Source organism: Novimethylophilus sp., assembly GCF_036504375.1.
GTDB lineage: Bacteria > Pseudomonadota > Gammaproteobacteria > Burkholderiales > Methylophilaceae > Novimethylophilus.
Genome location: NZ_DASXVH010000077.1, coordinates 1 through 9,489 on the forward strand (window position 1 = coordinate 1; position 9,489 = coordinate 9,489).

Annotated in this window: 12 protein-coding genes; 2 read left to right on the top strand and 10 right to left on the bottom strand. The window is 54.2% G+C overall.

Translation table 11 applies throughout. The annotated features are described in order from the left end of the window. Positions 1–1,065, top strand: a protein-coding gene (locus VGK14_RS11110; RefSeq protein WP_331509158.1) for an IS3 family transposase whose coding sequence is annotated in 2 segments (ribosomal slippage) — positions 1–161 and positions 161–1,065 — 1,066 coding nt annotated over the 2 segments. Because the reading frame shifts where the segments join, the coding sequence is not laid out codon by codon here. This gene is flagged as partial in the annotation. A 23-nt stretch (positions 1,066–1,088) separates the two neighbouring features. On the opposite strand, the gene VGK14_RS11115 is transcribed toward VGK14_RS11110, so the two are convergent. Next, positions 1,089–2,291: an ammonium transporter gene (locus tag VGK14_RS11115; RefSeq protein WP_331509159.1), complete on the bottom strand. Its 1,203-nt coding sequence runs from the start codon at positions 2,289–2,291 to the stop codon at positions 1,089–1,091. A gap of 233 nt (positions 2,292–2,524) precedes the next feature. Here VGK14_RS11115 and pap point away from each other — a divergent pair, with 233 nt between their 5' ends. After that, positions 2,525–4,024, top strand: a complete 1,500-nt coding sequence (gene pap / locus VGK14_RS11120; protein WP_331509160.1) for a polyphosphate:AMP phosphotransferase — start codon at positions 2,525–2,527, stop codon at positions 4,022–4,024. A 12-nt stretch (positions 4,025–4,036) separates the two neighbouring features. Here pap and VGK14_RS11125 read toward each other — a convergent pair whose 3' ends face one another. From VGK14_RS11125 to VGK14_RS11165, 9 genes are all read right to left on the bottom strand, one after another. Then, positions 4,037–4,696, bottom strand: a complete 660-nt coding sequence (locus VGK14_RS11125; RefSeq protein WP_331509161.1) for a hypothetical protein — start codon at positions 4,694–4,696, stop codon at positions 4,037–4,039. 3 nt (positions 4,697–4,699) lie between these two features. Then, positions 4,700–5,479: a flagellar biosynthetic protein FliR gene (gene fliR, locus VGK14_RS11130; protein WP_331509162.1), complete on the bottom strand. Its 780-nt coding sequence runs from the start codon at positions 5,477–5,479 to the stop codon at positions 4,700–4,702. 15 nt (positions 5,480–5,494) lie between these two features. Beyond that, positions 5,495–5,764, bottom strand: coding sequence for a flagellar biosynthesis protein FliQ (fliQ, locus tag VGK14_RS11135; RefSeq protein WP_331509168.1), 270 nt, complete (start codon positions 5,762–5,764; stop codon positions 5,495–5,497). After that, positions 5,764–6,483, bottom strand: coding sequence for a flagellar type III secretion system pore protein FliP (gene fliP, locus VGK14_RS11140; protein ID WP_331509169.1), 720 nt, complete (start codon positions 6,481–6,483; stop codon positions 5,764–5,766). Before fliP ends, fliQ begins: the two co-directional genes overlap by 1 nt. A 20-nt stretch (positions 6,484–6,503) precedes the next feature. After that, the gene (gene fliO / locus VGK14_RS11145) at positions 6,504–6,881 is read right to left on the bottom strand and encodes a flagellar biosynthetic protein FliO (RefSeq protein WP_331509163.1); all 378 of its coding nucleotides are present in this window, start codon (positions 6,879–6,881) and stop codon (positions 6,504–6,506) included. Positions 6,882–6,952: 71 nt separating this feature from the next. Further along, entirely contained in the window at positions 6,953–7,405 is a 453-nt protein-coding gene (gene fliN, locus VGK14_RS11150) for a flagellar motor switch protein FliN (RefSeq protein WP_331509164.1), read from the bottom strand. 4 nt (positions 7,406–7,409) lie between these two features. Beyond that, positions 7,410–8,396 (bottom strand): flagellar motor switch protein FliM, encoded by a 987-nt coding sequence (gene fliM / locus VGK14_RS11155; protein ID WP_331509165.1) that lies wholly within the window; start codon positions 8,394–8,396, stop codon positions 7,410–7,412. A 36-nt stretch (positions 8,397–8,432) separates the two neighbouring features. Then, positions 8,433–8,936 carry a flagellar basal body-associated FliL family protein gene (locus VGK14_RS11160; protein WP_331509166.1) on the bottom strand — a complete coding sequence of 168 codons (504 nt, stop codon included), beginning with the start codon at positions 8,934–8,936 and terminating at the stop codon, positions 8,433–8,435. Between the two features lie 268 nt (positions 8,937–9,204). Next, on the bottom strand, positions 9,205–9,489 hold a 285-nt coding region (locus VGK14_RS11165), incomplete at its 5' end, for a flagellar hook-length control protein FliK (protein WP_331509167.1).

The window sequence follows — 9,489 nt, forward strand, 5'->3', positions numbered from 1 at the left end:
CGCCCGGCTGGGTGTGTCGCAGCACAGCTTGTACGAGTGGGTCAGGAAGTACAGCCAGCCAGCTCCAGTTCGCATCGAAGCCCAAAGCCAGCAAGCCGAATTGCGACGTCTACAGGCGGAACTGAAGCGGGTCACGGAGGAACGCGACATTCTAAAAAAGGCCGCCGCGTACTTTGCCAAAGAATCCCGGTAAGGTACGCGTTCATTCGGGACCATGAACCCCAGCATTCGGTGCGGCGCATGTGCCGGGTGATGGCGGTACATCCCAGCGGCTACTATGCCTGGCGCGCCGCGCCAGGCACGAAACGTCAGCAAGAGAACCAACGCTTGCTGGGGCTGATCAAGCAATCATGGCTGGAGAGCGGCGGCATCTATGGTTATCGCAAGATTACTGACGATCTGCGCGACCTGGGCGAGCGCTGCGGCAAGCATCGCGTCTATCGACTGATGCGCATGGAGGGGCTGTGCTCCCAGACTGGCTATCGGCGCCGTCCTGGACAGCGTTACGGCCGCCCCTCGGTCGTGGCGCCCAACCATGTGCAGCAGCAGTTCGATATCACGGAGCCAAACCGGGTGTGGGTGACGGATATCACCTACATCCGTACCCACGAGGGCTGGCTGTACCTGGCGGTGGTGCTGGACCTGTTCTCACGGCAGGTCATCGGTTGGTCGATGCAGCCGCGCATGGAAAGCGAATTGGCGATCAATGCCTTGATGATGGCCGTGTGGCGACGCCAGCCCAAGCAGGAGGTCATCGTGCATTCCGATCAGGGCAGCCAGTTCAGCAGCTACGACTGGCAGCATTTCCTGCGAGCGCACAACCTGGTGGCCAGCCAGAGCCGCCGGGGCAACTGTCACGACAATGCGGTGGCAGAGAGTTTCTTCCAGTTACTGAAACGGGAGCGCATCCGGCGCAGAATCTACGTTGATCGTGAAGAAGCGCGCCGGGATGTATTCGATTACATCGAGATGTTTTACAACCCAACCCGACGACATGGTTACAACAACAGCCTGTCTCCGGTAGAGTTCGAGAGGCAGTATTTCAGCAGGCTCGAAAGTGTCTAGTGGGGACGGGGCGATTCACATCGCTATTCTTCAGTATTGGTATCCGGGGTTGCTGTGATTTTATGGATAGTCAGATCCGCACCCTCGAATTCCTCTTCTGCGTCCAAGCGTATCCCCACCACGACTTTCAGCACTCCATAAACAGCGAAACCTGCGACAAAGGCGATGGTAACGCCTAGCAAGGTACCTATCAGCTGGGCGATAAAGCTGACGTTGCCCATTCCGCCCAAGGTCTTGAGCCCGAAGATACCGGCAGCGACACCACCCCAGGCGCCACACAGGCCATGTAAGGGCCATACGCCCAATACGTCGTCGATTTTCCAGCGGTTCTGCGTCATCGTGAAGGCCCATACGAACAAGCCGCCTGCAACCAGCCCGGTAGCCAGTGCGCCCAACGGATGCATCACATCCGAACCGGCACAGACAGCCACCAGGCCGGCCAGCGGGCCGTTGTGCACAAAGCCGGGGTCATTGCGCCCGGCCACCAGCGCGGCCAGCGTACCGCCGACCAGCGCCATCAGCGAATTGATTGCTACCAGCCCGTTCACCGCATCGTGCGTCTGCGCCGACATGACATTGAAGCCGAACCAGCCGACAGTGAGAATCCAGGCGCCCAAGGCCAGAAAGGGAATATTGGACGGCGGGAAGGCATGCAAGCGGCCATCCTTGCCGTAGCGCCCGCGCCGGGCTCCCAGCATGAGTACCGCACCGAGCGCGATCCAGCCCCCCATGGCATGCACCACAACGGAACCGGCAAAGTCGTGGAATTTTGCGCCGAAGCTGGCATTGAGCCAATCCTGGAAGCCATAATGGCCATTCCAGGCGATACCCTCGAAGAATGGATAAACCATACCCACCAGAATAAATGTCGCGGCGATCTGCGGGTTGAATTTCATGCGTTCGGCAATGCCGCCAGAAACGATCGCCGGGATGGCGGCGGCAAAAGTCAGCAGGAAAAAGAATTTCACCAGTTCATAACCGCTCTTTTCCGCCAAGACTTCCGCACCTTGCAGAAAATTCATTCCATAGGCGATGCCATAACCCACAAAAAAATAGGCAATGGTTGAAATCGAGAAATCCACCATGATCTTGACCAGCGCATTGACCTGGTTTTTTTTACGCACCGTACCGACTTCAAGAAAGGCAAAACCGGCATGCATCGCCAATACCATGATCGCACCGAGCAAAATGAACAGCACGTCACCCGCATATTTATGCGTTTCCATATTTTCTCCCCATTAAAATTTTGCGGGATAAAAGCAATATCGATACCACATATGTAACCTCCTGTATCTGTGATACTTATTTTCCGCCCAATTTCAAAAAATGCACCATTTATGTGCAATGCACCATGACGAGGTCTAAGTTGGTGCATTTTAAAGATGGAAATGTCTTGTTCATCTTCAATTGCAAACTTAAACTTATGGAATATGGGGTTAAGTCCTAAAGGAAGAGCATCATGTTCGAATCTGCTGAACTGGGCCACACGATTGATAAGGAAACCTACAAACAAGAAATTCCGGCGCTACGCGAAGCCCTGCTGGATGCGCAATACGATCTGGCCGAACTCAAGAAATTCCCTGTAATTATTTTAATTGGCGGCGTGGATGGCGCGGGCAAGGGAGAAACCGCCAATCTGCTCAATGAATGGATGGATCCGCGCAACATCCATACTCATGCTTTTGGCCAGCCGTCAGACGAAGAAGCCGAACGCCCCCATATGTGGCGCTACTGGCGCGCCCTGCCGCCCAAGGGCAAGATCGGAATCAATTTCGGCTCCTGGTATACCGACCCGATCATCAAGCGTGCATACGGGGAAATCAAGAACGAGGGGCTCACCAAGGCGCTGGACGAGATCGTCCGTTTCGAGAAAATGCTCACCGATGAAGGCGCCCTGGTGCTCAAGTTCTGGTTTCATTTATCCAGGGAAAAACAGAAAAACCGCCTGGATAAACTGGAGAAAGATCCCCATACCCGGTGGCGCGTTACCGATCTGGATAAAAAACATTTGAAAATGTACGACGAGTTCCGCACTATTTCGGAGCATGTGCTGAGAGAAACCAGTACCGCCGCCGCACCCTGGATCATCGTCGAAGGCTATGATGCCAATTATCGCAATCTGACAGTAGGAAAACAGCTGCTGGAAGCCATGCGCAAGCGGCTTGATACGCCGGAGAGCAAAGTCCATATTGCCAGCGCACCACCCCTCATCGCGCCGGTAGATAGCCTGCATATCCTGAGCAAACTCGATCTGTCGAAAAAAATCGATAAAAAGGAATATGAACAGAAACTGGAAGACTTTCAAGGCAAACTCAATACGCTGACACGGGATCCGCGCTTCAAAAAGATTTCAGTGGTCTGCGTTTTTGAAGGCTCCGATGCGGCTGGCAAGGGAGGCAGCATTCGTCGCATTACCCAAGCCATCGATGCACGGATATTCAGTGTCAATCCCATTGCCGCACCCACCGAGGAAGAGCGCGCTCAGCCCTATTTATGGCGTTTCTGGCGCCATGTGCCGCGACATGGACGCGTTACGGTGTTCGATCGCTCCTGGTATGGCCGCGTACTGGTGGAACGGGTCGAAGGCTTTTGTTCCGAATACGACTGGATGAGAGCCTATGGTGAAATCAATGATTTCGAGGAACAACTGTCACGCAAGCAGTTCGTGGTGGTCAAGTTTTGGCTGCAAATCAGCAAGGAAGAACAATTGCGCCGTTTTGAAGAGCGTAAAAGCATCGCTTTCAAACGCTTCAAAATCACCGAGGAAGACTGGCGCAATCGTGAAAAATGGGAGTCCTACGAGATGGCTGTATGCGACATGATAGATCGCACCAGCACGGATTACGCGCCCTGGACCATCATCGAGGCCAATGACAAGAATTTTGCGCGCATAAAAATTCTGAAGACGTTGTGCGACAGGATAGAAAAAATTTTAGATCAAATCAAGCCGGAAAAATGATTGCGGAACCCGCTATTCCAGCAGGATATGGCTGGCCGCATCCGGGTCGCCTATCCAGAAATAGTAGAATTCGCGCACCACGGCAAGAAACAGGTACCGGGTTTCTTTCATGACGAACAACGGCTGTAACGCATCCACTGCAACACGGTAAGTTTTTCCATTCTTATCTTCCACTTCGCGCAAATCGATCAATAGCAGCTTGACCAGTTTTTCCCTGGTCTCCATCACGGATTTCTCCGCACCGGCTTCGCGCAACGCTGCCTTGTATGCCTTAAGCGGCCACATTTCCGCAACGCCGAATTTCTCGTCATCCAGACGTTTCCATATCTGCTTGAAGCTTTCTTCGTTACGCACATAAGCGGCGGCGGCTTCCATCACAAATCCGTCGCTTGAGTTCAAGGCTGCAATCGCCTTGAAGTCATCCACCCAGAAATAGTAATACTCCCGCGTCACGGCCAGGAAAAATGGCCAATCCTCGCGTGGAGTATGCAGCAATGCCTCGTCAATCACCTCCCGGTAGGCCAACCCATCCGCAGTCTGCCCGGATAGCTGTGGCAGAGCCCTTTCCAACAATGTCTTGCGGCGCGCCAGATTAGCGACGCTCGCACCTTTACCCCTGATCAGCCTGAGATAGGCATCCAGCGCCTTCTGTTCACGCTCTTGTATTGTCATCGATCAGATACCCGGCTTTGCAAGATTCAACATGAGTTGCACCGACTGTTCCACCATACTACTGAACAAAGGCAAAAAATAAGGCAATGAAAAAGCCAGCACGATAAATCCTATCCCCAATGTAATCGGAAAACCAACCGCAAAGATATTGAGTTGCGGCGCAGCCCGTGTTAATACCGCAAGCGCAATATTGGTCAGCATTAACGCAGCCAGCACCGGCATTGATAATACCAGCCCCCAGGAAAATATATTACTGCCTGCCAACACCAGCGCTTTCCAGCTGATGATCGCTTCCGATATGCCTATGGGCAGCGTATTGAAACTTTCCACCAGGGCTGCGATTACCATGAGATGCCCATTCAAGGCCAGAAATAGCAGCATTGCCATAACACCGAGGAATTGTCCGAGAATCGGAATTTGCGCAGCGCTCTGCGGAGCGAAAAAAGTGGCGAAACCCAATCCCATCTGCAAACCGATAATATGTCCCGCCATTTCCATCGCACTGAACGCGAGCCGCATGGTCAGCCCCATGGCGTAGCCGATCATCAATTGTTGAATCAGAACGAACAAACCCTGTGCCGAAGCCGGCTGTACATTGGGCATCGCCGGCAATAACGGAGCAACCAGAATCGTCAGCAAAAATGCCACCGCCACCTTGACGCGCGCAGGGATGCCGCGCGCGCCGAATAACGGGGCCGAGGCTACCAAGGCCATGATCCTGAAAAAAGGCCAGAAAAACGCAGCCAGCCAGGCATTCAACTGAACGGAGGTGACGGTCAGCATGCGTCCGCCGGACCGCTAACCGATCAATCCAGGAATGCTAATGAAGAGGCGACGCATGTAATCCACCATCAGGTTGATCATCCATGGCCCGGTAACGATCAGCACCAGCACCAGCACCAGCAACTTTGGAATAAAGGACAGGGTCATTTCGTTGATCTGCGTGGCGGCCTGGAACAGGCTGATCAACAATCCAGTCACCAGCGCGGCCCCCAGCATGGGCGCGGACAGCAACACTCCCACCTCGAGCGCCTGCTCGACTATGGTGAGTACTGTACCGGAAGTCATCATACGTAGAAGCTTTGCACCAGAGAGCCAATAATCAGGCTCCAACCGTCCACCAGCACGAACAGCATCAGCTTGAACGGGAATGAAATCGTCACCGGCGACAGCATCATCATGCCCATCGACATCAGTACGCTGGCCACCACCAGGTCGATGATAAGGAATGGGATGAAAATCACGAAGCCAATCTGGAAAGCCGTTTTCAGTTCCGAAATCACATAGGCCGGTACCAGAATCTTCAGCGGTACGGCTTCGGGGCCTTGCAACGGAGGGCTCTTTGAAATCTTGACGAACAATGCCAGATCATCTTTGCGCGTCTGACGCAGCATGAATTCCTTGAGCGGTTCCGCCCCTTGCTCCAGGGCCTGCATCAGGTTAACTTTATCGGCGACATAAGGCTGGTAAGCCCCAGTGTATATCTTATCGAACACCGGCCCCATCACGAAAAAAGTAAGGAATAACGATAGCCCGATCAGCACCTGATTGGGCGGGGATTGTATCGTACCGATAGCCTGCCGCAACAATGCCAGCACGATTACGATGCGGGTGAATGCCGTCATCATCAGCAATACCGCCGGCAGAAAAGTCAGCGCAGTGAGCAGAATCAGCGTCTGCAGCGAGAGCGAATAACTGGTAGCCCCGCCAAGCCCCGGGGCGCTGGTAAAGGCCGGGATGCCCTGCTCGGCAAACGCCAGAGTCGGTAAAACCAATCCTGCAATCATCCATGACCAAGCAGAGCGCTTCACTTCGATACTCCACGCGAGGCAATCAGTTCTTTCAGCTTGTCGACAAAAGGCATTGCGGCGGATCCATTTTGCGCCAACCCAGCATTTGCCGGCCGTGGCATTTCATGCAAAAGCGTCACCTGCCCCTGAGCCACACCCAACACCAGGCGGGTTTCGCCGACATCCACCAGCACCACACGTTCCTTGGGGCCGACCGCAACTGCGGCCACCACATGCAAATTTCCGGCACTACCCACTTGCCCCGGCGCCAGCCGCCGCAGCAGCCATGCCGTGCCGGCGATGGCAGCCAGCACTATACCCAGCCCGAACAACATCTGCAGGGTGCCGGCAAGGGGCGAGGCGGAAATAGGCATGGTGGCCTGATCGGCCGCCATGACACACAGAGAAGGGAGAAGAAAAAGAGATCCTGCGACGACTATGCGACCGCCCCAAGCCAGCGCCGAGGTCATTTGAGTTTTTTCAGTCGCTCGGAAGGGGTAATGATATCCGTGAGCCGAATGCCGAACTTTTCGTTGACCACTACAACTTCGCCTTGCGCCACCAGGCATCCATTGACGAATACATCCAAAGGCTCGCCGGCCAGTTCATTCAGCTCCACGACGGACCCCTGAGCCAGTTGCAGCAGATTGCGGATCGGCATGCGAGTACGGCCAAGCTCAACCGTCATCTGCACCGGGATATCCATCACCAGTTCCAGATTCTTGGTCGCTTCCGGAGGAAGCCCGGAGTCCGCGCTCAGGTTATCGAATACAGCCGCAGCCAGCGGAGGTGGTTCAGCGGCTTGCGCTGGCGCCTCAGCCGAGGCTTGTTCTGCCATGGCAGCCGCCCAATCGTCAGCGGTGAACTGTTCATTCTCGCCGGACTCGTCCGGAGCTGCGCTCGCCTCTTCTTCAGCCATTGGGCTATCCTGTTACCGTATCTTCAGCCGTCAGGAACCGTTTGACCTTCAGCGCGTACTGGCCTTTATGCACACCATATCCGCACTCCAGCACAGGAACCCCCTCCACGCTTGCCGTAATGGATTCTGGAATATCGAGCGAAATCACATCGCCCACTTTCATTCCCAGCAGTTCGCGCACGGTCAATTCGGCCTGACTCAAATTCGCGACCAGCTTGACTTCGGTAGACTGCACCTGGCTGGAAAGGAAATTGACCCAGCGCTCGTCAACTTCCATGCGGTCGCCTTGCATACCCTCATAAAGCAGATCGCGTATCGGTTCAATCATAGCATAGGGCAAACATACGTGGAAATCGCCGCTGACCGAGCCAAGTTCGATATTGAATGTGGTCGTGACCACGACTTCGCTGGGGGTGGCGATATTGGCAAACTGCGTGTTCATTTCGGAGCGTATATATTCGAAATCTATCGGATAAACCGGCTCCCAGGCCTTCTTCAGTTCGTCCATCGCGACACCGAGCAGATTCTGGATGATACGCTGCTCTGTCGGCGTGAAATCGCGCCCTTCCACGCGCATATGGAAACGCCCGTCACCGCCGAACAGATTGTCTACGACGAGAAACACCAGATTAGGGTCAAAAATCAGCAATGCGGTACCGCGCAGCGGATGGATGTGCACCATATTGAGGTTGGTGGGAACAACCAGGTTGCGGACGAATTCCGCGTACTTCATCAGCTTGACCGGGCCAACGGATATTTCTGCAGTACGGCGCGTAAAATTGAACAGCCCGATCCGGAAATTGCGCGCGAAACGCTCGTTGATGACTTCCATCGTGGGCATGCGCCCACGCACGATCTTGTCCTGGCTTGCAAGATTGTAAGTCTTTGGGCCGCCAGTATCCTCTGCCGCGCTGTCGTCAGCATCGGATTCGCCGGTAACGCCCTTCAGCAGGGCATCGACCTCTTCCTGTGACAGGATATCGTCGGACATTGCTTTTTAATCGCCTGTTAAACTTTCGCCGGCTCGTTACTGCACGATATAGGAGGCGGGCAGAATCACCTCCCTGACCCCTTTGTTTTTATCTTTTATCTGGATAGTTTCGTTAATTACCGTGCGCAGTTCTTCTTTGAGCTTGATATCGCTGCCCGGCTCCAGCATTTCCTTCATGGTTTTTCCACGCAATGTGCTGCTGATGCGATCGCTAACCTTGGATTTGGACTCTCCGATCCTTTTGGCAACACCTTCGTCAAACACTTCCAACTCAATCTTCGGCACTTGCATGAAGTGGTTGCTGCCGTCCTCGGACCGCAGGTTAACGGTAAACTTTTCTTCGAAAGGAACCACCACAGCCTTGGCATGGACTTCTTCCGCCGGGGCGTCATCCTTGCCTCGCTTTTTCTTGCCGCTCAGCAGCATCAGGCCGGCGCCAGCGCCGATGGCTATTATCAGCACGGCGGCGATGATAATGACCAGCAACTTCTTCTTTTTAGGTGCAGAAACTTCTGTAGCTGCGCCGTCATCCTTAGCCATGCATCGACTCCGTTAGCAAAAATTAATACGATGAGGGCGTAGCATGCCCACAATTACCTATTTGCTACGGTTTATAAACTTAATTTATATAAAAAACAAGTGGTTTGCTGATCTATTTTATGCGACTTATCAGGTGAGCGGTCGATTAATCGGCCGCATATCGCCGGCAACCTTTCACTGACCACATACAACCCATTGAAATAAAAAAGAAAGGCGCCACAAAGCGCCAGGAGAAGAAGCCGCCAAACGCGGCTATCGGAGAAAATCGTTATGCGAAAAAGTCCACCATGCCGCGCCCCCGCAAAGGCTGGACGAAGGTGGTCAACGTTTCGCCGGAAAAGGTAGCATCCGCTACCGCCGAATGCCAGGATGCGCGGCCCTGCTCCTGCTGTTGCGAGGGCGCTTGCTGCTGCTGGGCGAAAGAGCCCACATTGACGGAGACGCTTCCCATGCCAATACCGGTGCCCCCCAACATTTCACGCAACCTGGGTGCCGCCGCTTCGATAGCCTCGCGCACTGACGCATGAGGTGTCATGAATGACAGATTGGCCTG